General features: G+C 64.8%; 25 protein-coding genes and 1 pseudogene. 9 read left to right on the top strand and 17 right to left on the bottom strand.

The genetic code is table 11. From position 1 onward, the window contains the following. Window positions 1–94: 94 nt before the first annotated feature. Together IC50_RS12080 and IC50_RS12075 are read right to left on the bottom strand one after the other, a co-directional pair. Complete coding sequence (locus tag IC50_RS12080) at window positions 95–388, bottom strand: DUF1330 domain-containing protein (RefSeq protein ID WP_035704455.1); 294 nt, start codon at window positions 386–388, stop codon at window positions 95–97. Between the two features lie 26 nt (window positions 389–414). Beyond that, window positions 415–1,101: a DNA-3-methyladenine glycosylase I gene (locus IC50_RS12075; protein ID WP_035704527.1), complete on the bottom strand. Its 687-nt coding sequence runs from the start codon at window positions 1,099–1,101 to the stop codon at window positions 415–417. Between the two features lie 157 nt (window positions 1,102–1,258). On the opposite strand from IC50_RS12075, the gene IC50_RS12070 reads away from it, so the two are divergent. Beyond that, window positions 1,259–2,086, top strand: coding sequence for a metallophosphoesterase family protein (locus IC50_RS12070; RefSeq protein WP_035704453.1), 828 nt, complete (start codon window positions 1,259–1,261; stop codon window positions 2,084–2,086). Here the strand turns inward: IC50_RS12070 and IC50_RS12065 are convergent. The 4 genes from IC50_RS12065 to IC50_RS12050 all read right to left on the bottom strand — a co-directional run bounded on the left by IC50_RS12065 (window position 2,025) and on the right by IC50_RS12050 (window position 4,443). Then, the gene (locus IC50_RS12065; protein ID WP_035704450.1) at window positions 2,025–2,510 is read right to left on the bottom strand and encodes a Crp/Fnr family transcriptional regulator; all 486 of its coding nucleotides are present in this window, start codon (window positions 2,508–2,510) and stop codon (window positions 2,025–2,027) included. The genes IC50_RS12070 and IC50_RS12065 overlap by 62 nt on opposite strands. Window positions 2,511–2,694: 184 nt before the next feature. Further along, a complete protein-coding gene (locus tag IC50_RS12060) occupies window positions 2,695–3,435 on the bottom strand; it encodes a di-trans,poly-cis-decaprenylcistransferase (RefSeq protein ID WP_035704448.1) in 741 nt (246 codons plus the stop codon). A gap of 29 nt (window positions 3,436–3,464) precedes the next feature. Then, window positions 3,465–3,839: a transcriptional regulator gene (locus IC50_RS12055; RefSeq protein ID WP_035704446.1), complete on the bottom strand. Its 375-nt coding sequence runs from the start codon at window positions 3,837–3,839 to the stop codon at window positions 3,465–3,467. After that, the gene (locus IC50_RS12050; RefSeq protein ID WP_035704443.1) at window positions 3,826–4,443 is read right to left on the bottom strand and encodes a hypothetical protein; all 618 of its coding nucleotides are present in this window, start codon (window positions 4,441–4,443) and stop codon (window positions 3,826–3,828) included. The genes IC50_RS12055 and IC50_RS12050 overlap by 14 nt, the downstream gene beginning before the upstream one ends. A gap of 202 nt (window positions 4,444–4,645) precedes the next feature. Here IC50_RS12050 and IC50_RS12045 point away from each other — a divergent pair, with 202 nt between their 5' ends. Beyond that, the gene (locus tag IC50_RS12045) at window positions 4,646–5,893 is read left to right on the top strand and encodes a S1C family serine protease (protein WP_035704440.1); all 1,248 of its coding nucleotides are present in this window, start codon (window positions 4,646–4,648) and stop codon (window positions 5,891–5,893) included. A gap of 156 nt (window positions 5,894–6,049) precedes the next feature. On the opposite strand, the gene IC50_RS12040 is transcribed toward IC50_RS12045, so the two are convergent. From IC50_RS12040 to IC50_RS12020, 5 genes and pseudogenes are all read right to left on the bottom strand, one after another. Continuing rightward, complete coding sequence (locus IC50_RS12040) at window positions 6,050–6,787, bottom strand: DUF899 domain-containing protein (protein ID WP_035704437.1); 738 nt, start codon at window positions 6,785–6,787, stop codon at window positions 6,050–6,052. A 16-nt stretch (window positions 6,788–6,803) separates the two neighbouring features. After that, window positions 6,804–7,139: pseudogene (locus tag IC50_RS12035) on the bottom strand (SRPBCC family protein); the annotation flags it as partial. An 8-nt stretch (window positions 7,140–7,147) separates the two neighbouring features. Next, complete coding sequence (locus IC50_RS12030) at window positions 7,148–7,600, bottom strand: ArsR/SmtB family transcription factor (protein WP_035704433.1); 453 nt, start codon at window positions 7,598–7,600, stop codon at window positions 7,148–7,150. Between the two features lie 84 nt (window positions 7,601–7,684). Then, the gene (locus IC50_RS12025) at window positions 7,685–7,963 is read right to left on the bottom strand and encodes a DUF3551 domain-containing protein (protein ID WP_035704430.1); all 279 of its coding nucleotides are present in this window, start codon (window positions 7,961–7,963) and stop codon (window positions 7,685–7,687) included. 149 nt (window positions 7,964–8,112) lie between these two features. Beyond that, a complete protein-coding gene (locus IC50_RS12020; protein ID WP_035704427.1) occupies window positions 8,113–9,087 on the bottom strand; it encodes a Bug family tripartite tricarboxylate transporter substrate binding protein in 975 nt (324 codons plus the stop codon). A 125-nt stretch (window positions 9,088–9,212) separates the two neighbouring features. Between IC50_RS12020 and IC50_RS12015 the strand changes: the two genes are divergently transcribed. Both IC50_RS12015 and IC50_RS12010 read left to right on the top strand, forming a co-directional pair. Beyond that, window positions 9,213–9,623 carry a VOC family protein gene (locus tag IC50_RS12015; RefSeq protein WP_035704425.1) on the top strand — a complete coding sequence of 137 codons (411 nt, stop codon included), beginning with the start codon at window positions 9,213–9,215 and terminating at the stop codon, window positions 9,621–9,623. A gap of 257 nt (window positions 9,624–9,880) precedes the next feature. Beyond that, the gene (locus IC50_RS12010; protein WP_035704423.1) at window positions 9,881–11,461 is read left to right on the top strand and encodes an AMP-binding protein; all 1,581 of its coding nucleotides are present in this window, start codon (window positions 9,881–9,883) and stop codon (window positions 11,459–11,461) included. Window positions 11,462–11,579: 118 nt separating this feature from the next. Here the strand turns inward: IC50_RS12010 and IC50_RS12005 are convergent, their stop codons facing one another. From IC50_RS12005 to IC50_RS11995, 3 genes are all read right to left on the bottom strand, one after another. Further along, on the bottom strand, window positions 11,580–12,674 hold the full coding sequence (locus tag IC50_RS12005) for an HD-GYP domain-containing protein (protein WP_035704421.1): 1,095 nt from the start codon (window positions 12,672–12,674) through the stop codon (window positions 11,580–11,582). Window positions 12,675–13,057: 383 nt separating this feature from the next. Then, window positions 13,058–15,352, bottom strand: a complete 2,295-nt coding sequence (locus tag IC50_RS12000) for a xanthine dehydrogenase family protein molybdopterin-binding subunit (protein ID WP_035704418.1) — start codon at window positions 15,350–15,352, stop codon at window positions 13,058–13,060. Next, window positions 15,349–15,840: a (2Fe-2S)-binding protein gene (locus IC50_RS11995; protein WP_035704416.1), complete on the bottom strand. Its 492-nt coding sequence runs from the start codon at window positions 15,838–15,840 to the stop codon at window positions 15,349–15,351. The genes IC50_RS12000 and IC50_RS11995 overlap by 4 nt, the downstream gene beginning before the upstream one ends. A gap of 357 nt (window positions 15,841–16,197) precedes the next feature. On the opposite strand from IC50_RS11995, the gene IC50_RS11990 reads away from it, so the two are divergent. From IC50_RS11990 to IC50_RS11980, 3 genes are all read left to right on the top strand, one after another. Further along, complete coding sequence (locus tag IC50_RS11990; RefSeq protein WP_035704415.1) at window positions 16,198–16,962, top strand: alpha/beta fold hydrolase; 765 nt, start codon at window positions 16,198–16,200, stop codon at window positions 16,960–16,962. 25 nt (window positions 16,963–16,987) lie between these two features. Then, window positions 16,988–17,329: a hypothetical protein gene (locus IC50_RS11985; RefSeq protein WP_035704413.1), complete on the top strand. Its 342-nt coding sequence runs from the start codon at window positions 16,988–16,990 to the stop codon at window positions 17,327–17,329. A 158-nt stretch (window positions 17,330–17,487) separates the two neighbouring features. Further along, entirely contained in the window at window positions 17,488–18,159 is a 672-nt protein-coding gene (locus IC50_RS11980) for a dienelactone hydrolase family protein (protein WP_035704412.1), read from the top strand. Between the two features lie 116 nt (window positions 18,160–18,275). Here the strand turns inward: IC50_RS11980 and IC50_RS11975 are convergent, their stop codons facing one another. From IC50_RS11975 to IC50_RS11965, 3 genes are all read right to left on the bottom strand, one after another. Then, a complete protein-coding gene (locus IC50_RS11975; RefSeq protein WP_035704410.1) occupies window positions 18,276–19,019 on the bottom strand; it encodes a polysaccharide biosynthesis/export family protein in 744 nt (247 codons plus the stop codon). A gap of 272 nt (window positions 19,020–19,291) precedes the next feature. Beyond that, window positions 19,292–19,948: a peptide-methionine (S)-S-oxide reductase MsrA gene (gene msrA, locus IC50_RS11970; RefSeq protein ID WP_035704409.1), complete on the bottom strand. Its 657-nt coding sequence runs from the start codon at window positions 19,946–19,948 to the stop codon at window positions 19,292–19,294. A gap of 192 nt (window positions 19,949–20,140) precedes the next feature. Next, window positions 20,141–20,458 (bottom strand): hypothetical protein, encoded by a 318-nt coding sequence (locus tag IC50_RS11965; protein WP_035704408.1) that lies wholly within the window; start codon window positions 20,456–20,458, stop codon window positions 20,141–20,143. Window positions 20,459–20,862: 404 nt separating this feature from the next. On the opposite strand from IC50_RS11965, the gene rpsT reads away from it, so the two are divergent. Beyond that, entirely contained in the window at window positions 20,863–21,129 is a 267-nt protein-coding gene (gene rpsT / locus IC50_RS11960) for a 30S ribosomal protein S20 (RefSeq protein WP_035704405.1), read from the top strand. A gap of 1,236 nt (window positions 21,130–22,365) precedes the next feature. Beyond that, window positions 22,366–23,775: a chromosomal replication initiator protein DnaA gene (gene dnaA / locus IC50_RS11955; RefSeq protein WP_035704403.1), complete on the top strand. Its 1,410-nt coding sequence runs from the start codon at window positions 22,366–22,368 to the stop codon at window positions 23,773–23,775. Window positions 23,776–23,821 lie beyond the last annotated feature (46 nt).

Below are 23,821 nucleotides of genomic sequence, written 5' to 3'. Positions count from 1 at the left end.
TCCTGCAAAATGCAATTCGTGATCGCGCACGGCACCTGCCGCGCTCGCGGCACGAGATCGCCACACGATGCACACGATCTCGCTGTTCCGCGCGCTACTCGACAGCCTCGACGATCCGGATATCGCGATCCGCGCCATCACCAAGCAGGTCGTGCGCGACCTTGTAGGCTGGACTCTCATACGCCGCCTTGGCGCTCGCGACGCTGTCAAACTCGATGAGGACGACGCGCTCCATCTGGCCGAGTTCGAAGACGGCCGCGGGCAACCCGCGCGCGATCACGCGGCCACCCGCCGCTTCGATCGCCTGGCGCGATACGTTGGCATAGGCGGTCATCGCATCGGGGTTCTTGATCGCACGATAGGTCGCAACCCAATAGGCTTTCGCCATTGCTCTTCTCCAGGTTGTTGTGAGTGCTACTCGCTGCGGTTCTCGCCGACAGACAGCGCGCAGATGCGCGACAGACAGGTGTAGGGCAGACCGGTCTCCTCGGCCCAGGCGTTGAACTGCGCCTGCACCTTGGCGAGATCGCCCTTCGATTTGACCTCCTCGGCAACGTCGAGACCTGCATCGCGCAGGCAAGCGACCACGTCCCTGGACGTCACGAAACCGTCCCAGCCGACGAAGCGCAGCAGCATCTGGCCGGTGTTGCCTCCCAACCGGCTGCCGCGCTTGTTGAGGAGATCGAGCAGGCCGATCTCTTCGGACGAGGGCCACTTCGCCAGAAACTTGCCGAAGCTGCCGTGCTCCTTCGCGATCTCCTGCACGAAGGCGGCGTTGTCGCGCACCGACATGATCTTGGCGCCATTGCGCACGATGCGCGCGTCGCGCAGCAGGCCCTCCCAATAGTCTTCTGGCTGGAACATGAGCTTGGCGGGCTGGAAATGCAGGAAGGCGTGCTCGAAACCGTCCCATTTCGAATCGATCACGCTCCAGGCGAAGCCGGCGCAGAACACCCGCCTGGTCATCTCGGCGAGGATGCGGTCGTCGCCGAGCCTGGCCAGCCGCTTGAGGTCCGGCTTTGCCGGCATCAGTTTCTCCAGCGCCTTGGGCCCGCCCTTGCGTTTCTCGGCGCGGGCGCGAATGGTCTTGAAGGGGGTCATACGGGCATCCGCATTGAGGATGCCCACGACATCAGAATTCAATGAACCGGTCCAGCCCCGCGACGCTGACGCGCAGGAGCGGCCATGCTGGTCCGCTTCTTGCTTCATGAGGCCTGGAATTCCCAGACATTTTCAAGCTCTCGCCGACGGATTTTCGATGCGCTGCCTGGTCGTGGCCGACCTGCACTATTCGCTGCCCCAGCTCGACTGGCTGGTCAGCGCGGCGCCGCAGTTCGACCTCGTGATCTTCGCCGGCGATGCGCTCGACATCGGCTCGGTCGTTGACTTCCGCGCCCAGATCGTTGTGGTGAAGAAATACCTCGCGCTGCTTGCCGCGCAGACCCGCGTGATCCTCTGCTCCGGCAATCACGACCTCGACGAGCGCGACGCCGAAGGTGAGAAGATCGCGCGCTGGATTTCGGAGGTGCGCGAGCTGGGCATCGCCTGCGACGGCGACAGCCTCGGCATCGGCGACACGATGTTCACGGTATGCCCGTGGTGGGATGGGCCGCTGGTAAAGCAGCGCATCGTCGACCAGTTGCACGATGCCGCGGCCAGCCGGCCGCGACGATGGATCTGGGCACACCACGCGCCGCCGGCGGATTCACCGACTAGCTGGGGCGGCAAGCGCTTCTTCGGCGACGTCGAGCTGGTGCAATGGATCGTGCAATACCAGCCGTCGATGGTGATCTCGGGCCATGTGCATCAGTCGCCGTTCATCACCGGCGGCTCGTGGTTCGACCGGCTAGGCCGGACCTGGGTCTTCAACACCGGCCTGCAACCGGGCCGGCCGCCGACCTGTATCGTGCTGGACCTCGACGCGGACAAGGCGTTCTGGCTTGCAGCCGGCGAAGCCCAGTGGATCGACCTCAATGCGCCGCTGAAGCGCCCCGCCGCCCCGATCGAAGCGCCGCCCGACTGGCTCACATTCTTGGATCGGATTTCCGATCCGAGCCTGGCGAGACCTCAAGCGGCGGCAGGTTGATCATGCTCTGGAGCACCTCGCCGACCATGGCCAGATGCGTGCCATGGCCGGCATATTGCCGCTTGAGATCGGCGAGATAGGTGTTGGCGACATTGAGCCGCTGCGCCAGCATTTTCGCGATCAGCAGGGCCACGCCCGGCTCCTTCTCGAGGAACGAGGCTGCGTTCTCGAACTCATAGACGACCGCGTCGGAGCAGGCCCGCACGGTTGCGGTGTGCGGCTGGCCCAGCAGCACGGACATCTCGCCGAGCACTGCGCCGGGCTCGGTGACGGTGGCGACCACCATCTCGCCCTTGAGCACTTCGAGCTTGCCTTGCATCAGCACGTAGAGATGGCCGCTGGTGCCACCCTCGTTGACAATGAGCGTGCCGGCGGCGATCTGCCGCTCCGTTCCGCCGGTGCAATAATCCAGGACCGCGCGCATCGCAGAGAGCTCCTGTCGCTGGGGACCCATCGACGGAGACTAGAGCACGATCCGTGCCATGCGGCAATTCAACGAGCGTATGACGAGCGCGACAAGCACCTCGCGAGGTGGACCGACGGCCGATCTCCAAGGCCGGTATCCCGAAAGCCCCCTCTCTTCGCCAGGCCGCGCATCGCGCCGCGCGTCACACCCGGGAGAGCGAAGGCACCTCCTCCGGCACGATCGCCCGAAGGCCGCCGAAGCGGCGCTCGCGGTCGTGGAACGCGGCGAGCGCCTCGGTGAGATCGCCCGCGTCGAACTCGGGCCACATCCGCTCGGTGAAGTGCAGCTCGGCATAGGCGCCCTCCCAGAGCAGGAAGTCCGATAGCCGCTTCTCGCCGGAGGTGCGGATGATGAGATCGACGTCGCGGAGACCGGCCTCGCCGGTGACGAGCTGCGAGAACGCCTCGCGGGTGAGGCTGGTCAGCGCGGCCGCTTTGGCCGCGGCGTTGAGGATGGCGTCGCGCGCGGAATAGTCGACGGCGATGCGCAAATGCAGTGCGCCGCCAGCGGCGGTGGCCTCTTCGGCGCGATCGATCGCGGTGGCGATGCCTTCGGGCAGGCGATCGCGGCGGCCGATCACGGTCAGGCGCACGCCGTTCTTGACCAGGCTCTGCACCTCGTGGGCGAGATAGAAGCGCAGCAAGGTCATCAGTGCGGCGACCTCCGTCTTCGGCCTCCGCCAATTGTCGGCGGAGAAGGCGTAAAGCGTCAGCGTGCCGATGCCCTGCTTGGGCGCGGCCTCGACGATGCGGCGAATGGTCTCGACGCCGGCCTCGTGGCCGCGCACGCGCGACAGGCCGCGCCGCGTCGCCCATCTGCCATTGCCGTCCATGATGATGCCGACATGAAGCTTCTCGCTGCGGGACGTAAGGTCACTTTGCATTGCAAAGTCTCCAGTCAAAAAGGAGAGGATCAGGTCGAGACGATACCGAGGCGGCCGAGCGGCGGCGCGCCACGGCCGGCGGCTTTCGCCGCGTCGCGCACCAGCCGCTCGAGCACAGCGAGGTAGTCGAGGAAACGGCGGCGGCCGGCCCTGGTCAGGCGACAGGTGGTGTGCGGGCGGTTGCCCTCGTAGCCTTTGGTCACCTCGACGAGGCCGGCCTCCTGGAGCACGGCAAGGTGCCGGCTGAGATTGCCGTCGGTGAGGCCGCAGAGCTGCTTGAGGTCGCCGAATGCCAGCCCCTTGGGATGCGCCATCAGCGAAGTGAGAAGCCCGAGCCTCGCCTTCTCGTGGATCACGCGGTCGAGTCCTTCGTAAGAGAAGGGCGCGCTGTCAGTCTTCGACATCGTTGTCTCCGGAAGCGACATGCAGAATGGCCGCCATCACCGATTGCCCGATCACGAAGGGCAGGCCCATGGTCCACGGCGACAGCGTGTGGGTTCGGCTTGCGAGCACCACCACCGCGAAGCCGGACACGAAATACCAGGCGCCGGCGAGCGCGACGGTGCGCGGCAGCGAGCGGACCGAGGCAAAGATGCCGAGCGACACCAGGATCTGCCACAGGCCCGGCAGCAGCCACAGCGTCTCGCTCGCGAACTTCCACATCACCACCGCGAGCAGCACGCCAGCAACGCCTGCCGGCAGGAACTGCTCGACCGCCTGATGGATCATGGCATCGGCCAGGCCCGAATGGTGACGGCGCGAGCGCGCGCGCATCTCGATGCCGATCATCAGCCCCGAGAGCGCGGCGGCGACGAACCAGCCGCAAAAGAATCCGAGCGGCTCGCCGGTGGGATCGTCCAGCAGCCAGAATTGCAGAACCGCGGTGATGAGCGCGACGGCGCCGGTCGCCGCCATCGTCGCCGGCCCGTAGCCGCGGAAGGCGGTGCCCGCGGCGATCTGGCTGCGGATCGCCACGATATCGGCCAGCGCCTTGTCGAGATCGTGCATCGGCAACGCCAAATCCTCGTTCCACCCGAGTCTTCCGGGACTGCAGGTCCCATTACTTTGTATTGCAAAGTATACGGCGTAGCAAAGTAAAGGCAAGCCCGAATGTCGCGAAAGCCGGACCGAACCCGAACGAACAACTGGCGGTTGCGCGCCACCTATGCTCACGGATAAGATGGATCCAAAAGCGTTCCCGGGGGCTGGTATGTGGCTGAAATCGTTCGTCGTTGCGTTTGTTTTACAGGGGATGCTGGCCGGGCTCGTTCATGCGGCGGGGCCTTTCGGCACCATCCACATCGGCAACTGGAACGGCGGCGCCTTCACCAACGACTCGACGGGCGCATTCACTCACTGCGCTGCAAGCGCGCCCTACGCCAATGGCATGACTTTGCTCGTAGGTCAGGATTCAAACAATGCTTGGCTGCTCGGTTTTGCCAACCCGGCGTTTCGGTTCAAGAAGGGCGAGAACCTGACGATCGACGTGACCTTCGACGGTCAGGCCGAGGTGAGGCTCTTTGCGACCGCCTTTTCCGGGGTCATGGTCTCGGCAGTTCTGCCTACGAACGTCGCTCGTGCGTTCCAGAAGGCGAGCCTGATGGTGGCGGTGGCGAGAGGCACACCGTTCCAGTTCAGCCTGACATCGACTGCCCCTCTGATTGCCGCCGTCAGCAATTGCGTGACCCGGGTCAAGGCCGACGGGCTGGACAAGGTCGGCGATTTCACCAAGATCGCCGCCAAGCCGCAGACCGCGCCGGACAAGCAGGCGGCACCGCCGGCCGGCAGCAAACCCGCCAAAGCCAGAAGCGGCACCGGCTTCGTGGTGAGCGCAAGCGGGCACATCGTCACCAACAACCATGTGATCAACGGTTGCGTCGGCGACATCAAGGGCAATCTCACCGGCGAGGCCGCGATCACGTTGCGTGTCGTGTCGAGTGACGCGAACAACGATCTCGCCCTGTTGCAGGCGCCGGCGACGACGACATTCAAGGACTTTGCCCGAATCCGCGACCGCTCGATCCGCTCCGGCGATTCCGTCATCGCGATCGGCTTTCCTTACCATGGAATGCTGACCTCGGACTTCACCGTGACGACCGGCATCGTGAGCTCGCTCAGCGGCATGCGCAACGACACCCGCTTCCTGCAAATCAGTGCGCCCGTGCAGCCCGGCAACAGCGGGGGCCCGCTGTTCGATGCGACCGGACAGATCGTGGGCGTCGTCACCGGAAAGGTCGATGCGCTCCGCATCGCCGTGGCGACCGGCAACATTCCCGAGAACATCAACTTCGCCATCAAGACCGGCGTGCTGCGCGACTTCCTCGACAATTCCGTGGTGCCCTATCAGACCGCCGAACCAAAGGGCGAGCTCAAGACCACCGACATCGCCGCCAACGCCCGGCCCTATACGATGCTGATCTCGTGCAATGGGACGGAGCAGGCGGACGCGAAGCGGTAGCGTGAGCCGCGCCTCGATCACCGCTGTCATTCCCCGCGAAAACGGAGAATCCAGTACGCCGCGGCTTCGCAATTCAACCACGAGCGTCTCGGAGTGCCGGAAAGCCCGGGCAAGGCCGGGCGATGACACCCGTGATGGGGATTCGTGCCGGCCCCCTCACCCGTGACAGCACGCCGCCTTCGCCGCCTGCGGCTCGTACTGGTCGCGCAGGCGAACCCAGTCCATCGGATAGGGCAGCCCCTCCTCGTGACGACCGAGCGGCGTGAGGTCGAGATATTGATAGGCTGCGTTCATCATGTCGAGGCCGCGGGCGAAGCAGGAATAGGTGTGGAAGATCTCGCCGGCCTCGTCGCGGTAGAACACGCTGATTCCGGGCAGCTCCGGACCGTAGATCGCAGTCGTGCCGAAATTGTACCTGGGCTCGCCGGTCGCAATCTGCTCCTGCGAGAACGTCACGCCGTAATCGCGGTTGAAGTCGTTGCTGCCTGAGGAGACCCAGTCAAAAGTCCAGCCCATCCGCTTCTTGAAATCCTCGAGCTTTGCGCTTGGTGCCAGCGAGACCGCGACCATGGTGGTGTCGCGCGCGGCCAAGTGCGGCACCATGCGCTCGAACCCGTCGGCCCAGAACGAGCAGCTCTTGCAGGCCGCGTCCCAGTCGGGTGCGAACATCACATGCTGAACGATGAGCTGCGGACGGCCTTTGAACAGATCGCCGAGCGACACTCTGCCGTTTGGCCCGACAAATTCGTAAGCCTTGTCGACCTTGACCCAGGGCAAGGCGCGACGCTCCTCGGCGAGGCGCTCGCGGGCCGCCGTGAGCTCCTTCTCGCGCGCCAGATGGGCCTTGCGCGCGACGATCCATTGCTCGCGCGAGACGATCTGATGGTGCTGCATGACGGTCTCCCTAGCTTCAGGCGACGAAGGCATCGAGCTTGTCGAGGAACGAGCTCCAGCCGCGCCGGTGGTTGTCGCGTGCGGTTTCGTCGAAGAACTGGGCGTGATGGAAGACCATCAGGGTGCCGGCACCGTCCGGCTTCAGCGAGATCGTCACCAGCGATTCACGTTCCGGCGTCGAGTGCCAGGCCCAGGTGAAGACGAGAAGCTCGTTCGGCACCACCTCGCGATAGCGGCCGCCGGCCTCGAAATATTCACCGTCGTCACGGGTGAAGCTGAGGCGATAGCGGCCGCCGACGCGAACGTCGAGCTCGGCTTGAAGCGTCGCCGGCTTCATGTTCGGCGGCCCGAACCATTGCGCTAGCTGCGCGGCTTGCGTCCAGGCGGCGTAGACCCTTTCCGGCGGCGCGCGGAGCCGGCGCGTGAGCGTGAGGCTTGGACGTTCGGCGCGGCGTACGGCGGCATTGGCGGCGGCGTTGGCCATTTCTCATCCTCCACGAAGGCGGCGAGGCGATCGAAATTGTGCGACCAGAACTGCGCATAGCGATTGAGCCAGTTCATCGCCTGCTCCATCGGCTGCGCGGTGAGCCGGCAGGCGACCGTGCGCCCGGTCTTCTCGCGCATGATCAGGCCGGCATCCGTGAGCACCTCAAGATGCTTCATGATGGCCGGCAGCGAGACCGGAAACGGTGCGGCCAGCTCGCTCACCGTCAGGCCGTCCTGCTCGCCGAGGCGCGCCAGCAGGGCCCGCCGCGTCGGGTCGGATAGCGCCGCAAAGGTCCGGTCCAGCGTCTCGTCCCTATACTTAACCATGTGGTTTAGTATAGACGCGAGCGGAAAAGCGTCAAGCAGGAACGCGCGGGCGCAGGTCCGCACGACTGCGTGATCAGGTTGCGATCAATAGGGCGCGACAGGCCGCGTGCGGCGGTGCGGCCGCGGTTGCGGGATTCGTTGCTGGCCATAGGCGAAACGGGGATTGCGGTCGCAGTACAGCAGCCGCCCGGACACGCTGGCCTGGCATTGCTCATAGGTGCTGTAGGCGCATTCGCCGGGATAGTCGAACTCGCCGCCCTGCGCGCACCAGGGATAATCGCGCGCCGTGGCGGGGGTGCTGGCGGCGAAACCGACGAGAACCATGGTGGTCAGCGCCGGCAGCGCCAATTGCATCATGCGCATGATTCCAACTCCTCTTCGTGGTGCGAGATACGGCCCCACATATCATCAGGTTTCGTCGCGGCCTTTTATTCCAGGTCAACTGGCATCGAGCACGCAAGAAAAAGGCCCTGCCGAACGGCAGGGCCCCATTCCCGGGTATCACAAGATCGCTACTCGACCTTCAGGCCGGCGAACTCGACGACCTTCTTCCACTTCTCGGTCTCGGCCTTGATCTCCTCGCCGAACGCCTCCGGCGTCTGCCCCCGCGGCTCGCCGCCGAGCTCGACCAGGCGCTTGGCCATGTCGGGCTCCTTCATCAGCGCGTTGACCTCGGCGTTGAGCTTGGCAATGATCTCCTTCGGAGTGTTCTTCGGCGCGCCCATGCCGAACAGCGCGCTGGCCTCATAGCCCTTCACCGTGTCGGCAATCGGCTGCACGTCGGGAAGCTGCGGCGATCGCTCCGTCGTGGTGACGCCGATCGCGCGCAGCGAGCCGGAACGGATGTGCTGGATGATCGAGGGCATGTTGTCGAAGATCACCTGCACCTGGCCGCCGAGCATGTCGGTGATCGCGGGCGCAGCGCCGCGATAGGGCACGTGCTGCATCTTGCAGCCGGTCATGGCCATGAACATCTCGCCGGACAGATGCACCGAGGTGCCGTTGCCGGACGAGGCCATGTTCACCTTGCCGGGATTGGCCTTCACATATTCGATGAACTCGGCGACGTTCTTGGCCGGCACGTCCTTGTTGACGGTCATCACGTTCGGCACGCGCTGGAACGAAGCGACCGGCGCGATGTCGCGCACGAAGTTGAACTTGAGATTCTTGTAGAGCGAGGCGTTGATGTAGTTGGCCGGATTGACCAGCTGCACCGTGTAGCCGTCGGGCTCGGCATTGACGACCGATTCGGTGGCGATATTGTTGCCGGCGCCCGGCTTGTTCTCGACCACGAATTGCTGACCGAGCTTTTCCGAAAGTCGCTGGCCGATCAGCCGCGCCAGGATGTCGGTGGCCCCGCCCGGCGGATAGCCGACCACCCACTTCACCGGACGAGCCGGATAGTCGGCGGCAAGGGCCTTCGACAGCGGGGTTGCTGCAAGCGGACTGGCGGCGAGCAGGCCCAGCGCGGTACGGCGAGTGATCATCTCAAGGGTTCTCCCAGTGTTGTTCTTGAAGGCCGGATAAGTTGAAGGGAACGGCGGCGCGGTTGTAACAAAGCTTGCCGCAGGCGGAAAGTGCGCCGGGGCACATCATGACGAAAGGATGAGGCATGTCGGTCAAGGTTCACGCCCTCGATCATCTCGTGATCAATGTCAGCAATGTCGCGGTGACCGCGGAGTGGTATCGCAAGATTCTCGGCATGGAAGTCAAGCTGTTTGATCCCGGCGGCGGCAACGCGCCGCGGACTTTCCTTGAATTCGGTAACCAGAAGATCAACGTCCGGCAGCGCGATGCCGACAAGGTGGAGTGGTTCACCGCCGACCACCCGACCGCCGGCAGCGAGGATCTGTGCTTTCTCACCTCGGCCACGCCAGACGAGGTGGTGGCGCATTTGCAGGCACATGACGTCGCGATCGAGGCAGGCCCAGGCCCGAGGCAAGGCGCCTGCGGCACACTACGCTCGGTCTATTGCCGGGACCCCGATGGCAGCTTGATCGAGATTTCGTCGTACGACGAATAGCGCGCAATTCGCGCTGCTGGCCATACACTCCGACGTCAAGCCCGGGCTTGGCCCGCGCACCCACGTTCTTCGAGCGGCAAGGCGTGGATGGCCGGGTCAAGCCCGGCCATGACGAAGGAGAGAGAGCGCACACCTCACGAGGCATGGAGCACCGAAAACTCTACCCTTCCGATTTGCTTCCCGCGTCATCCGGTGGCAGGAAGACGCAATAATCCAAAGACAGCCGCCAGCAAGATGCAGGCTGCACGGGAGGACACATGCCTATTCGACAAACCGCCGCCGGATTCGTGAGCCCGTTCGACGGGCTTGACGTGCCCTGGCTCCTGAGGATGCGTGCCGAGGCACGCAGCTCACATCCATTCCTGATCTGGGCGCCGTTCGATGCGCCGGCGCGGCACTGGAGCTACGGCGAGTTTCACGAGCGGGTCGGTGCGCTCGCGGCGGGGCTGGCCAGGCGCGGCGTCAAGCCCGGCGAATATGTGCTCATTCATCTCGACAATTGCATCGAGGCGCTGCTGGCCTGGTTTGCCTGTGTCGAGCTCGGCGCTGTCGCGGTCACCACCAACACCCGCTCGGCGCCGGCCGAGATCGAATATTTCGCCGATCATTGCGGCGCGGTCGCCGCGATCACGCAGCCCGCCTATGCGGAAATCGTCGCGCAGAACTGCCGCAACATTCGCTGGATGGCGGTGACGTCGCATGACGCCGGCACCGCGCCTGCGCAGGCCGTCTCGCGCGGCGACCGTTTCGAGGCGTTGTTCGCCGACAGCGCCGACCGCCCGCAGCGCGCGACCGACCCACTGGCGCCTTGCAGCGTGCAGTACACGTCCGGCACGACGTCGCGGCCGAAAGCAGTGCTGTGGACCCATGCCAACGCACTGTGGGGCGCCAAGATCAACGCCGCGCATGAGGATCTGCATTCAAGCGACGTGCATCAGACCTATCTGCCGCTGTTCCACACCAATGCGCTGGCCTACTCAATGCTGGCGACGCTGTGGGTCGGCGGATCCTGCGTGATCCAGCCGCGCTTCTCCGCCAGCCGGTTCTGGCGCGCGGCGATCGAGCACGGCGCGACCTGGACCTCGACCATTCCGTTCTGCATGAAGGCGCTGCTCGAGCAGGAGATCCCGAAGGACCACAAATTCCGCCTGTGGGGCTCCGCCATCAACGAGCCGCCGGCCTTTGCCGCGTTCGGCATCAAGATCATCGGCTGGTGGGGCATGACCGAGACCATCACCCACGGCATCGTCGGCGAAGTCGACCAGCCCAACATCCCGATGTCGATCGGCCGTGCCGCGCCGGAGTATCAGATCCGCATCACCGATGACGAGGGCCGGCCGACCGCGGTCGGTGATACCGGCAACCTCGCGATCAAGGGCATTCCGGGCCTGTCGCTGTTCGCCGAATATCTTCACAACGACAAGGCGACGCGCGAGAGTTTTGACGAGCACGGCTTCTTTCTCACCGGCGATCGCGTCGAGCGGCTTCAGAACGGCTACGTCAAGTTCGGCGACCGCGCCAAGGACATGCTGAAGGTCGGCGGCGAGAACGTCGCGGCATCCGAGATCGAGCAGGTGATCGCGCTCGTCCCCGGCGTGCGCGAGGCCGCGGCGGTGGCGAAGAAGCACCCGATGCTGGACGAGGTGCCCGTCGTCTTCATCATCCCGCAAGGGGGCGTCGCGGGCGCTGCGCCCGATCTGCATGACAGGGTCATGGCGGCCTGCCGCAAGGGCCTCGCCGACTTCAAGATGCCGCGCGAGATAAGATTCGTCGACGACATGCCGCGCTCGACGCTGGAGAAGGTGGCGAAGGCGGAGCTCAGGAAGTTGGTGGGGTGAAGCGCGGTGCCGTAGGGTGGGCAAAGCGAAGCGTGCCCACCATTCGCTTCACGGATGTGGATGCATGGTGGGCACGGCGCGCGAAGGGCGCGCCTTTGCCCACCCTACGGCAACGGCTTCAGAACGACCCCAGCGCCACCGGGCGGAACGCCTGCAGCAGCTGCTGGTCGAGCTTGCCGCCCATGCCTTCCATCATCGTGAAGGCGCGGGAGTGGGTGAAGGGCATGCGATAGGCGCGCTTCTCCACCAGGGCGGCGTAGATGTCGACGATTGTCGTCAGCCGCACGATGTCGCTGATCTGGTTCGACGACAGGCCGTTCGGATAGCCGGAGCCGTCGAGGAACTCGTGATGATGCAGCACCACATCCAGCATCTCCGGCGGGAAGCCGCCCTGGGCGGCGAGCGCTTCATAGCCGCGGCGCGGATGCTGGCGAACCTCGGCCATCTCCTCGTCGGTAAGCTTGCCGGGCTTGTCGAGCAGCGCGGCAGGAACGAAGGCCTTGCCGACGTCGTGCAGCAGCGCGGCGCGGGTGAGGCGGCGCTGATCGTCCTCGCGCATTCCGAGATGCTGGGCGAAGGCGACGGCGAAGCCCGTGACGAACAGGCAGTGACGATAGCTGCCGACATGGTGGCAGCCGACCGTGGTGAGCCATTCGCGCAGCGAGGAATGCTTGATTGCCTTCAGAATCCTGCTCTCGGCCGCGATGACGTCGTCGAAGCTCAGGGGCACGCCGAGCGGCAGCTTCTCGAACATCTTGACCAGCACCGCGTGCGCCGCCTCGACGCCGCGATTGAGCGTCTTGCCGCGATCGGTCGCGTCATAGGCGGCGGTGTCCGAGAAGGCGGCGCGGATGCGCTGCAAGATGGCATCGGCCTGAAGCGGCCGTGAGATGGTGTCGGTGGCTCCCAGCGCCCAGGCCTGCATGGTGCCGTGGTGCAGGGCGTCCGCGAGCACGAACAGCCGCGGCATCGAACGGTAGGCATCGCCGCGCAGCTTGTTGCGGACCCGCTGCACGCTCTCGGGCGAGCGCAGGTTGATGTCGACCACGAGGCCGGAAAGATCGCGCGCCGGTTGGGCGGGGATCGCCTCCGTCGTCACCGTCGAGACGTCGCCGACCGCCTTCAAAATGCTGGCGAGCTCGCTGCTCTCGTCGCTGCGATCGGAGGCGAGCAGAAGCCGACGTTTGGCGGCGGGTTTGGCTGAGGCGTTCATGACTTCCCCAAGGCACGGGACGGGATTTGGCGTCAGCCTAAGCCGGATCAGGTTCTCTGGCCCTTAAGAGGCGTGCTCAATGGAACCCTGCGGAATTGGGTGCAATTTTACGGGTTTCGTGTCCCGGCCGGCGGGAAGTCAAAACCGCGAAAACAACCCCATGCACAGTAGAACTGCCATTGATAATAAAGGGAAATTTTTGGCTCCGACGTCTCCGTCATGGCAGGCCCGTCCCGGCCATCCACGGCCTGAGCCGGGACACGAAGAGCGTGGATGCCCGGGACAAGCCCGGGCACGACGGTGAACGCGACTGTAAAGGCTCAAAACAAATCCGCCGGAGGTTGGTCCTCCGGCGGATTGTCTCAAGCAGCCTTCATCCAACCCTACGCCTTCATGCTCGCCTTCACGGCCTCGGCCGTGATCGGCAGTGCCCGCACGCGGGCCCCTGAAGCATTGAAGATGGCGTTGCCGATGGCGGGGGCGACCACCGTCACCGCGGGCTCGCCGACGCCGGTGGCCTTCTCGCCATTGGCGATCACGGCAACCGCGATCTCCGGCGTCTGGCTCATGCGCAAGGGTGTGTAGCTATCGAAATTGGTCTGCTCGATGCCACCATCCTTCAGCGTCGCCTTCTCGTACATCGCCAGCGACAGGCCCCACAGCGCCGCGCCCTCGACCTGGGCCCGGATGTTGTCGGGATGCACCTGCGTGCCGACATCGGTTGCGACCGTGAGCTTCTTCACGGTTACGGCCCCCGACGGCGCGACGGCGACGTGTGCCACGCATGCGGTCCAGCTTGCGCTCGCGCGTTCCTGCGACGACACGCAGGCAACGCCCATGCCCTCGCCCTTCGGCAATGGCCTGGTGCCGTAGCCGGACAGCCCCATCGCGGCGAGCAGCGTGTTGCGCAGCCGCTGCGCGCCGCCGTCGTTCTTGCCGGCGCCGTCGAGCAGCGAGATGCGGAACAGCGCGGAATCCTTGCCGGTCGCAGCCGCGATCTCGTCGATCATGCTTTCGACCGCCCAGAAGGTCCAGCCCGGCGCCACCGAGCGGAGCTGCCCGGACGGTGTCGCATTGTGCGCGAGCTCGTTCTTGATCGCGCGCACATAGTGGTTGGGCACGGTGTAGAAGAAGTCCGCGCCATTGACTGTGAAGCTGTCGAGCGGCCCCTTCTTGTCGACCGAGGGCGTCAGGAAATCGGGGATTCCCCAGCGCGCGGTCGGCCAGGCCGAGACGACGTCGTGGCTGAGCGCAATCAGCTTGCCGTCAGCGTCCACGCCGGCTTTCACTTTCTGATAGGTGAGCGGACGCGAGAAATCCATCGTCATGTCGTTCTCGCGCGAATAGATCACCTTGACCGGCTTGCCGACCGCCTTCGCCGCCTGCACGGCGGGAATCATCATGTCGGCATCGAGACGCCGGCCGAAGCCGCCGCCGAGCCAATGCTGATGCATCACGACGAATTTCGGATCGATCCCGGCGGCACCCGCGGCGATCGCGCCGGAGCGCGTCGCGAACTGGTTGCCGGAATAGATGTGCAGGATGTCGCCCTTGAACTCCGCAGTGGCGTTCATCGGCTCCAGCGGCGCGTGGATGTTGATGCTGGTGGTGTACTCGGCCTCGACCACTTTCGCCGCCGTGCCGAAGGCCGCGTTGGGATCGCCATCCTTGACGAAGAACTGGCCGGAATCCTCCAGGCCTGGAAGCCGCTTGGCTTCATCCAGCAGCGACTGGCTCGACAGCTTCGCGTTCGGACCGCCGTCATAGGCGATCTTGAGCGCATCCGCCGCCTTGCGGGCGTTGGCATAGGTGTTGGCCACTGCGACGACCCAGCCGGACGTGGTACCGGTCTTGTCGTCGAGGATGACGGCCTTCATGAAGCCGGGTACCTTCTTGGCTTGACTGTCGTCGACCGATTTCACCGTGGCGCCGAAGCGCACCGGCGGGGTCACCACCTTGCCGTAGGCCATGCCCGGCAACATCACATCGATGCCGTACTTGGCCGTGCCGTTGGTTTTGGAGGGGATGTCGAGCTGCGGCACCGAGACGCCGATCATGGTGTATTGATCCGGCGTCTTCAGCTTGATCGCCTTCAACTCGTCCGGCGTGAAGGTTTTCGTCGCCTTGCCGCTTCGGACGATCTCGGCAAAGGTCATCTGCTTCTTCGACTTCGGATGCGAGATCACGGAGTCGCGGACCACGAGCTGGTCCTTGAAATAGGGCGGCAGGCCCATGGCCGCGGCGGCCGCCTCCGTCAGTGCGATGCGGCCGGCAGCGCCCGCACGGCTCATGGCATCAAAGTTCATCATGGTCGACCAGCTGCCGCCGGTGATCTGCGCGCCCAGAACGGGATCGTTGAACTTCGGATCGTTGGAGGCGAGCGATACGCGCATGTCGCTCCACTTCGCCCCCAGCTCCTCGCAGACGATCTGCGCCATGGTGGAGGCGATGTGCTGGCCCATGTCGGCCTTGCCGCAGGTCACGGTGACGAGGCCATCCGGCGAGATCGCATACCAGACGCTCGGCTCGAAATTGGCGGGCGCAGCCGCCGACGCAAAATCGATCCCGGGGACGCCGGCATAGCCGAGCACGAGGCCGGCCGCGGCAGTGCCGACGAGGAAGGAGCGGCGGCTGAGATCGGGCGCCGCGGGGGCGATGTTCTTGACGTGCTCGTTCATGTGGGCCTCCGCTCGCTGGAGGCGGTGGACGCGGTGCGCATCTCGGACGCGGCGCGCATGATCGCCTTCTGGATCCGCGAATAGGTCATGCAGCGGCAGAGATTGCCGTCCATATGCGCGACCACTTCTTCCCTGGTCGGATTGGGATTCTTCGCGAGCAGCGAGGCCGCCTGCATGATCTGCCCGGACTGGCAGTAGCCGCATTGCGGCACCTGCTCGGCGATCCACGCCTTCTGCAAGGGATGATCGCCCTTGGCGGAGAGGCCTTCGATGGTGGTGATCTTCTTGCCGGCGACGTCGCCGACCATGGTCTGGCACGAGCGCACGGCTTCGCCGTTGACGTGCACGGTGCAGGCCCCGCACAGCCCGGCACCGCAGCCGAACTTGGTGCCGGTCATCTGCAATTGCTCGCGGATCGCCCAGAGGAGCGGCGTGTCGTTCGCCGCATCCACGGACAGACTCCGCCCATTGATGGTGAGTGTTGGCATAGGCGTCTTCCCCTGCCGGTGCATGAAGCCGCTTACGGCGGCAACTTGTGCGGCAGACGCCCACCGGGCTGGCGTCAGCCTTGGCCGCGAGCATGATCGTGTTCACGCGCGGAGGCAAATGCAATCTGGAAGCAGTCGAAAAACCACGTCCGCATCTGCTCGTTGTGCGGCGCGCCAACGGCGCCGGCGCAGCTACTGGACACAACAGCGAGTGTGCCTGGCATGCGTGCCATCGCATTCAGGCGGTTTCTTCGAGGTAACTTCGCAAAGTAGAATGGAGCCGACCGCGACCCTTGCCCTCCCCTGGAGGGTGAAGCACCGAAGTCGCGGCTGGAATAAAACGAAAGGGCGGAAGCAATGCCAAGGATCGATCGGGACGGCGTCGGGATTTACTACGAAGTTCATGGCGAGGGTCCGCCGTTGCTGCTCACCCACGGCTATTCCTCGACCTCGGCGATGTGGCACGGGCAGGTCGATGCGCTCGCGAAGGATCACAAGCTGATCTTGTGGGACATGCGCGGCCACGGCCGGTCCGATTATCCCGATGATCCGAACGCGTACAGCGAAGCTCTGACCGTCGGCGACATGGCGGCGATCCTCGACGCGGTCGGTGCCGAGCGCGCCGTCATCGGCGGCCTCTCGCTCGGCGGCTACATGTCGCTCGCGTTCTATCGCGTTCATCCGGAGCGTGCCCGCGCGCTGTTGATCATCGATACCGGACCGGGCTTCAAGAAGGACGATGCGCGGCAGGCGTGGAACGCGCGGGCGCTTGCGACTGCCGACGGGCTCGACCGCGAAGGACTCGATGTCCTGAAATCGGCGACGCGCGAGCGCGCCACCGCCAGCCATCGCAACGCCAGGGGGCTGGCGCTTGCCGCGCGCGGCATGCTGACCCAGCGCGATGCGCGCGTGATCGAGTTGCTGCCCGAGATCAAGGTGCCCAGCCTGATCGTGGTCGGCGCCGACGACACCCCGTTCCTCGCCGCGTCCGACTACATGGCGGCGAAGATCCCCGGCGCACAAAAGGTCGTGATTCCCGCCGCCGGACACGCCGTCAACATCGATCAGCCCCAGGCTTTTGTTGACGCGGTCGCGCCTTTCCTGAAGAACTTGCCGGCATAGGCCGGTCAGACGAGGACTTGAAGCGATGAAGCGAGCGACGTTGGCTGCGGGCATCGTAGCGATGGTTTTCTCGGCGTCCACGCAGGCCGAGCCGTTCGGCGCCATGCCACCGCGCCAGCCCTTCGTCGCGACCTTGTCCAACAACACGCCGCTCGCCTTCGGCATGGATGCCGAGCAGACCGCGCGCGCCCTGGGCCAGCCGCTGCAATATGTCCGCGGACGTCCCGGCAACGAGATCTATCTCGCGTTGCGCAACATCGGCGGCAGCGGGCTGATCCCCTACCGCCACCGCCTGTTCCTGCAATTCCGCCACGGACGGCTGGCAGGATGGAAGGAGGACTACGGCGAGAACTGGATGTGGGAGTGAGGTGTCTCCCCTCATCCTGAGGAGCTTGCAGCAAGCGTCTCGAAGGATGAATGGCCCGGCTCTCGCGTCTCGGCCTTGCATCCTTCGAGACGCACTGACGCGCTCCTCAGGATGAGGGGAAAGAGTGGATTTCGGAACAACCAAGAAGGACAACCCGCGTGGGACAGGACATCAAGCTGACCGCTTCCGACAATTTCCAGTTCGGCGCCTATCGCGCCGATCCCGGTGGCGCGCCGAAGGGCGCGGTGGTGGTGATCCAGGAGATCTTCGGGGTCAATCATCACATCCGCTCGGTCTGCGACCGCCTCGCGGCGGAAGGCTATGTCGCGGTCGCGCCGTCGATCTTCGACCGGACGTCACCGAATTTCCAGTCGGGCTATTCGCCCGACGAGATTGCGGAGGCGCGCAAGTTCGTCGCCAATCCGGATTGGGCCGCGATGCTGCGCGACACCCAGGCGGCGATCGATGCCGTGAAGAGCGTCGGGCCCGTCGGCATCATCGGCTTCTGTCTCGGCGGCAGCATCGCCTTTGTCGCGGCGACGCGGCTGTCGGGGCTGACGGCCGCGGTCGGCTATTATGGCGGCGCGGTCGTGCGCTTTGCAGACGAGACACCGAAGGTGCCGACGCAGCTGCATTTTGGCGAGAAGGATGCCGGCATCCCGCTGACCGACGTCGAGACCATCAAGTCGAAGCGGCCCGACGTCGAGGTCTTCATCTATCCGGGCGCCCAGCACGGCTTCCATTGCGACGAGCGCGCGAGCTACGACAAGGCCAGCGCCGACATCGCCTGGCCGCGCAGCATGGCATTTTTCGCGAAGCATCTGAAATGACGCCATAAGCGTCATTCCGGGGCGGCGCGTCAGCGTCGAACTCCGGTGCGCAAAGTGCGCACCTGAGGTCTGGTGCTAGCGCACCATCCCGGAATGACGAAGTACGTCGTGCTTCGTCAGAACCAGCGCTCGCCGACGAACACGGTGTCGCCGGGATTCAAGGGCGTGCCGAGCGGCACCACGGCGCGCATGGAGCCGCCGTTCTCGGTGTGCGTGATGGTGACCATGTCGCGCTTGGCGCGCGGCGAGAAACCGCCGGCGATGGCGACGGCGCTCTCGACGGTCATGTTCGGCACGTAAGGATACTGGCCGGGCGCCGTGACTTCGCCGAGAATGAAGAACGGACGATAGGCCTCGATCTCCACCGCCACCGACGGCTCGCGGATGTAGCCGTTGCGCAGGCGCGCAGCGATCTCGCCGGCAAGACCCGCGGTGGTGCGGCCGCGCGCCGGCACGGCGCCGATCAGCGGCATGGTGATGGAGCCGCCGGCATCGATCGAATAGCTGTTGGTGAGACCTTCCTGGCCGTAGACGACCACGCGAAGCTTGTCGCCGGCGTCGAGATGATAGGAGGCGCCATTGCGCACGGGCACCGCCATCGGCGCGGCGTAGCCGACCGGCATGGGTGCGGGCGCCGAGGCAAAGGAGTTGCGCAGCGCGCCGATGGCGCCGCCGCCGTCGGCGACGACCGGCTGCGGCGCGCTGTAGGGCTGGCCATAGGCCATGGAGTCGAGATCGGCGCGCGGCTGCATCACCGCGACGGGACCGGCGGTCTGCATGCAGCCGCCAAGGGCAAGCGCAGCGGACGCTGCCAGGGACGCCGCCAAGATCGACCATCGAAACGCGCGTGCAACCGGCACCGGAACAATCCCTCGAAACGAGACGGCCCCAGTGATGCACCGGTTATGGTTAATAAAGCGTTGAGTGGGAGGGGGCGAACGGTCTCACCCACCCCTGGAGGGGGAGGGTCGATCGCGCGCAGCGCGAGCGGGGTGGGGTGATCTCTCCACCCGGGCACTGTTGGATGTGGAGGGACCGTCACCCCACCCCGCTACGCATTACGCTTCGCTGCATGCGTAGCGACCCTCCCCCTCCAGGGGAGGGTAAGCTCTCACACTTCGGCGACTTCCGTCTAAGCGCTGACGCCGACGCCGATCGGGCAGGACACGCCAGTGCCGCCCAGGCCACAATAGCCGGCGGGATTCTTCGCCAGATATTGCTGATGATAGTCCTCGGCGAAATAGAATTCGCCGACAGGCGCGATCTCGGTGGTGATGGCGCCGAGGCCCCTGGCCGCAAGTGCCTTCTGGTAGAGCGCCTTCGACTGCTCGGCCGCCTTCTTCTGCGCATCGGAACAGGTGTAGATCGCGCTTCGATATTGCGTGCCGACATCGTTGCCCTGGCGCATGCCCTGCGTCGGGTTGTGGCTCTCCCAGAAGGTCTTCAAGAGCTTGTCGTAGGACATCTTCTTCGGATCGAACACGACCAGCACAACTTCGGTGTGGGCGGTGCGGCCCGAGCAGACTTCCTCATAGCTCGGATTCGGCGTGTGACCGCCGGCGTAGCCGACGGCCGTCACGTGGACGCCGTCACCGAGCTCCCAGAACTTGCGCTCGGCGCCCCAGAAGCAGCCGAGGCCGAACACAGCCCGCTCGAGGCCGGCCGGATAAGGCGGCTGCAGCTTGGCGCCGTTGACGAAATGGGTGGTCGCGGTCGGTATGGCCTGCGCACGGCCCGGAAGCGCTTCGGTTGCGCTCGGCAATGCGATGGTCTTGCGCATGAACAGCATGATGATTGAACCTCCGAGACGAGCCGTCCGTCACCCGAGCCAGCTGGCAAACCAGGCGCTCAGGCGACGTGCTCGCGATCACGTGGTGGGGATACAGGCATCTACGCGGCAAGGGGCAGCCTTGTTACGCCGCTGCCAGCTTCAGGCTCCGTCCCGGCGGGAATTGAAGATCAATCCCGCGGGAATTGAAGATCAATCCCGGGAATAGCCGATCAACGGCTTGCGCGGGCGGAACAGGATCATCAGGAGGATGCCCAGAATGCCGAGGACGGCGAAGACCGGCTGATCCAGCACCAGGCGGATCACCGAGGTCCAGAGCCAGGGCGCCTTGGCCTCGACCCAGGTGCGGAATGCCGACTGGCTGGCCTGATTGACGTCGTTCCAGAACTGGCCGAACCGGGTGAACCTGAGGCTCTGGTCGGCCACCCAGCGGGCGCCGTCATAGACCATGAAGATGAACCCGCCGGCGAGCAGCAACAGCCCAATCAATCGGAAAAAGCCGCGGATCATGCCTCACCTACGATGGTCGTGCGATCGGACGACCTTGCGGAACGTTGCCAGCCAATAGCCGGGTGACGGCAGAAATTCAACCTCTTCAGGGCGTTACGGCGCCCATCCGGGCCGCAAAGGCCGGATTTCGAGCTCCCGAAAGCGTTGACGGTGCGAAAGACCCTCTCTATAAGGGCGCCAACTGGCGGTGGGCGCAATCCTGCCGCCGCTGTTCTTTGAGCAGTTGCAGGCACCTTGAGCTCGAAGACGCTTGGGAGCCTCAGAGACAGCCGCAAGGCTGTCGCTCATGCTCCGGGAACGGCCCAGCAACCGAACACCCTAAATCCGAGCGTCGATTACGCGGTCAAGCAAGCCGGCGCTACCCGACCAAGACGCGACCGGTACCCGCAAAGGACATTGAGACCATGGCCAACACCACTTCCGCCAAGAAAGCGACGCGCAAGATCGCCCGCCGCACCGCCGTCAACAAGTCGCGCCGCACCCAGATGCGCGGCGCCGTGCGCACCGTCGAGGAAGCCATCAAGACCGGCGATCGCGCCGCTGCCGTGAAGGCCCTCGCGACTGCCGAGCCCGCTCTGATGCGCGCCGCCCAGCGCAACATCATTCACAAGAACAACGCCAGCCGCAAAGTCTCGCGCCTCACCGCGCAGATCGCCAAGCTCGCGAAGTAATCTTCCGGCATCTTCTGATCGGTCGATCCGGTCAGCGCGTCAAACAGCCCGGCATCGCGCCGGGCTTTTTTGTTGCCTGCCATATTCACGCAAGCGGTCGCGCGAGATTCGATCTTCGCTCGGACGATTTGCATCGTCTGCGCTATTCTTCGCTCCGTAGTTCTACCGGCGGATTTTCTGCAACAGCGGAAACTTCACTGCGTTGCAAAAACCCCTGTGCTGCGGGCTCGAATTGAATCGGCGCCAACGAGAATTCTGCATACCGCAGATTCACCGAAATGCGCGTCACGGTGGAGTTACCCTGCAAAACCAGTCTCGAAAAGCGATGACCCGATAATCACTTATCGACATAGCAGCGACAAGCATTTGGAAAATTCGCCGGCACGTCGGGCGCGTGACGAATTTGTAAAAAAATTTTGGCGGTAGCCGAGAATTGTCACATGATGCGCGACATTCTGGATTCTGTGCACGGATTCAAAAACTTGCTTCGGAGCCTGTGAACAACTCGCGCGCGGCGTTAACCGAGGTCAAGTTTTTTGGTGCCTCAAGTGTGAATCAATTTCGTTGCGAGTCTTTCCGCTTAGTGTATTCCTTAAGTCGTCGGCGGCGCCCACGATCTTCAGACCAGCGCGGTTTAGGAAACGGGGCGAACGTGCAAACCGGCGGCGGTGAGCACGTAGGCGACGCTCCAACAAGCGATGTCGGTTCAAAACCCATAGCAATATGGGAATGGTAGCTCTTTGTCTGAATGTCTCCAAGCGGGATCTTCCCGCTCGCGCCAGGCGCACAGGAGAGACATCGCAACGCTACCCCGGCGCCGCAAGGTGGCGAAGTCGAGCGGACGACCAGTACATTGGGCAGGCATCCGCGACAGGAGTACGGCGCGGTTGTCTTCAGGACACGCAGGACCTTGCCGTGAGAGATCACGGCAGGACGGGGAGGTATCATGTCTTACGGACTCAACGCGGTATTGAAGCACGTTTCCTATTCCAACGATGCCGTTCCAGCTCCGTCGGATCTCCAGCCTCCCGCGTGTGACGGAGCGCCGAGTACGCGCTGACCTCGCGACCCCTCCATCCCTGGACATCGCTGATCTGACCTGCGGCGTTCGCGTCGAACGGTCGAGCCATGTCTGACGATGGACTCGCTCGAGGTCGCGCCACTTCAGGGACCGTGGCAGAAACCCTGCATGGCGCTCGCAACGCAACTATATCTCTCAAGAGAAGTTTTCTGACGATGACAATGGAACAGGATCGCTGGTCACGCGTGAAAGGGCGGCTGCGCTCGAGCGTTGGCGAGGACGTCTACACGAGCTGGTTTGCACGCATGGATCTGGAAGGCGTGCAGGATGAGAGCGTGCGGCTTTCGGTCCCGACGCGCTTCCTGAAGAGCTGGATCCAGGCCCACTATGCCGAGCGCGTGCTGTCGTGCTGGCAGGCCGAGATGCCGGAAGTGCATCGCATCGATCTCACGGTCCGGTCCGCTGTGCGCCCCGTGGTGCAGCCGAAGGAAGCACCCGCGCCGGTCGAGGCTCGCCGCCCGCCCGCGCTGGAGCTGCGCTCGACCGCGACCGCGCCGGTCTCGGCCAATCACGACGCGCTCGGCGGCTCGCCGCTCGATCCGCGCCTGACCTTCGCGAGCTTCGTCGTCGGCCGCTCCAACACGCTGGCCCATGCGGCCGCACGCCAGGTCGCCGAAGGACGGCGCGGCGATCCCGTGATGTTCAATCCGCTCTACATCCATGCCGGCGTCGGCCTCGGCAAGACGCATCTGCTTCAGGCGGTGACCTGGGCCGGCAATTCCGGAAACGAGCGCAAGGTGCTTTATCTCACCGCCGAGAAATTCATGTACGGCTTCGTCGCCGCGCTGAAGACGCAGACGGCGCTGGCCTTCAAGGAAGCGCTGCGCGGCATCGACGTGCTCGTCATCGACGATCTGCAGTTCCTGCAGGGCAAGTCGACGCAGGCCGAGTTCTGCCACACGCTGAACGCGCTGATCGACGCCGGCCGCCAGGTCGTGATCGCTGCCGACCGCCCGCCGTCCGATCTCGAAAGCCTCGATGACCGCGTGCGCTCGCGGCTCGCGGGCGGGCTCGTGGTCGAGATGGGTTCGCTCGGCGAGGAGCTGCGCCACGGCATCCTCAAGTCGCGCGTCGCGGCTGCCCGCGCCCACCATGCGACATTCGAGGTGCCTGAGGATGTGCTGCACTATCTGGCGCGCACCATCACCCATAACGGCCGCGACCTCGAAGGCGCGATCAACCGTCTGCTCGCGCATTCCAAGCTCAACAACCGGCCGGTGACGCTGGAGATGGCTGAGCACGAGGTGCGCGACCTGGTCCGGCCGCAGGAGCCCAAGCGGATCAAGATCGAGGACATCCAGCGCGTGGTGGCGCGGCAGTACAATGTCAGCCGCTCCGACCTGCTCTCCTCGCGCCGCACCGCCAATGTGGTCCGCCCGCGCCAGGTCGCGATGTATCTCGCCAAGACGCTGACCCTGCGCTCGCTGCCCGAGATCGGCCGCCGCTTCGGCGGACGCGACCACACCACCGTGCTGCACGCGGTGCGCAAGATCGAGGCGCTGGTCTCCAAGGACACCGCGCTGTCGGAGGAAGTGGAGTCGCTGAAGCGCCAGCTTCAGGAATAAACGCCTAGGCTTCCCCCTGCCCTTCTCCCGCCGCCCCGGCCAAGCC

The organism is Bradyrhizobium genomosp. I (2014) (assembly GCF_000261685.1).
Lineage (GTDB): Bacteria > Pseudomonadota > Alphaproteobacteria > Rhizobiales > Xanthobacteraceae > Bradyrhizobium.
Note: the sequence above shows the minus strand (reverse complement) of the source record. Positions and strands in the feature narration are given on the sequence as shown.

Excerpts from the sequence above, each read along its gene's own strand:
- IC50_RS12080 (WP_035704455.1), bottom strand. The coding sequence starts at position 388 with ATGGCGAAAGCCTATTGGGTTGCGACCTATCGTGCGATCAAGAACCCC.
- IC50_RS12075 (WP_035704527.1), bottom strand. The coding sequence starts at position 1,101 with ATGACCCCCTTCAAGACCATTCGCGCCCGCGCCGAGAAACGCAAGGGC.
- IC50_RS12070 (WP_035704453.1), top strand. The coding sequence starts at position 1,259 with ATGCGCTGCCTGGTCGTGGCCGACCTGCACTATTCGCTGCCCCAGCTC.
- IC50_RS12065 (WP_035704450.1), bottom strand. The coding sequence starts at position 2,510 with ATGCGCGCGGTCCTGGATTATTGCACCGGCGGAACGGAGCGGCAGATC.
- IC50_RS12060 (WP_035704448.1), bottom strand. The coding sequence starts at position 3,435 with ATGCAAAGTGACCTTACGTCCCGCAGCGAGAAGCTTCATGTCGGCATC.
- IC50_RS12055 (WP_035704446.1), bottom strand. The coding sequence starts at position 3,839 with ATGTCGAAGACTGACAGCGCGCCCTTCTCTTACGAAGGACTCGACCGC.
- IC50_RS12050 (WP_035704443.1), bottom strand. The coding sequence starts at position 4,443 with ATGCACGATCTCGACAAGGCGCTGGCCGATATCGTGGCGATCCGCAGC.
- IC50_RS12045 (WP_035704440.1), top strand. The coding sequence starts at position 4,646 with ATGTGGCTGAAATCGTTCGTCGTTGCGTTTGTTTTACAGGGGATGCTG.
- IC50_RS12040 (WP_035704437.1), bottom strand. The coding sequence starts at position 6,787 with ATGCAGCACCATCAGATCGTCTCGCGCGAGCAATGGATCGTCGCGCGC.
- IC50_RS12030 (WP_035704433.1), bottom strand. The coding sequence starts at position 7,600 with ATGGTTAAGTATAGGGACGAGACGCTGGACCGGACCTTTGCGGCGCTA.
- IC50_RS12025 (WP_035704430.1), bottom strand. The coding sequence starts at position 7,963 with ATGCGCATGATGCAATTGGCGCTGCCGGCGCTGACCACCATGGTTCTC.
- IC50_RS12020 (WP_035704427.1), bottom strand. The coding sequence starts at position 9,087 with ATGATCACTCGCCGTACCGCGCTGGGCCTGCTCGCCGCCAGTCCGCTT.
- IC50_RS12015 (WP_035704425.1), top strand. The coding sequence starts at position 9,213 with ATGTCGGTCAAGGTTCACGCCCTCGATCATCTCGTGATCAATGTCAGC.
- IC50_RS12010 (WP_035704423.1), top strand. The coding sequence starts at position 9,881 with ATGCCTATTCGACAAACCGCCGCCGGATTCGTGAGCCCGTTCGACGGG.
- IC50_RS12005 (WP_035704421.1), bottom strand. The coding sequence starts at position 12,674 with ATGAACGCCTCAGCCAAACCCGCCGCCAAACGTCGGCTTCTGCTCGCC.
- IC50_RS12000 (WP_035704418.1), bottom strand. The coding sequence starts at position 15,352 with ATGAACGAGCACGTCAAGAACATCGCCCCCGCGGCGCCCGATCTCAGC.
- IC50_RS11995 (WP_035704416.1), bottom strand. The coding sequence starts at position 15,840 with ATGCCAACACTCACCATCAATGGGCGGAGTCTGTCCGTGGATGCGGCG.
- IC50_RS11990 (WP_035704415.1), top strand. The coding sequence starts at position 16,198 with ATGCCAAGGATCGATCGGGACGGCGTCGGGATTTACTACGAAGTTCAT.
- IC50_RS11985 (WP_035704413.1), top strand. The coding sequence starts at position 16,988 with ATGAAGCGAGCGACGTTGGCTGCGGGCATCGTAGCGATGGTTTTCTCG.
- msrA (WP_035704409.1), bottom strand. The coding sequence starts at position 19,948 with ATGCTGTTCATGCGCAAGACCATCGCATTGCCGAGCGCAACCGAAGCG.
- IC50_RS11965 (WP_035704408.1), bottom strand. The coding sequence starts at position 20,458 with ATGATCCGCGGCTTTTTCCGATTGATTGGGCTGTTGCTGCTCGCCGGC.
- rpsT (WP_035704405.1), top strand. The coding sequence starts at position 20,863 with ATGGCCAACACCACTTCCGCCAAGAAAGCGACGCGCAAGATCGCCCGC.
- dnaA (WP_035704403.1), top strand. The coding sequence starts at position 22,366 with ATGACAATGGAACAGGATCGCTGGTCACGCGTGAAAGGGCGGCTGCGC.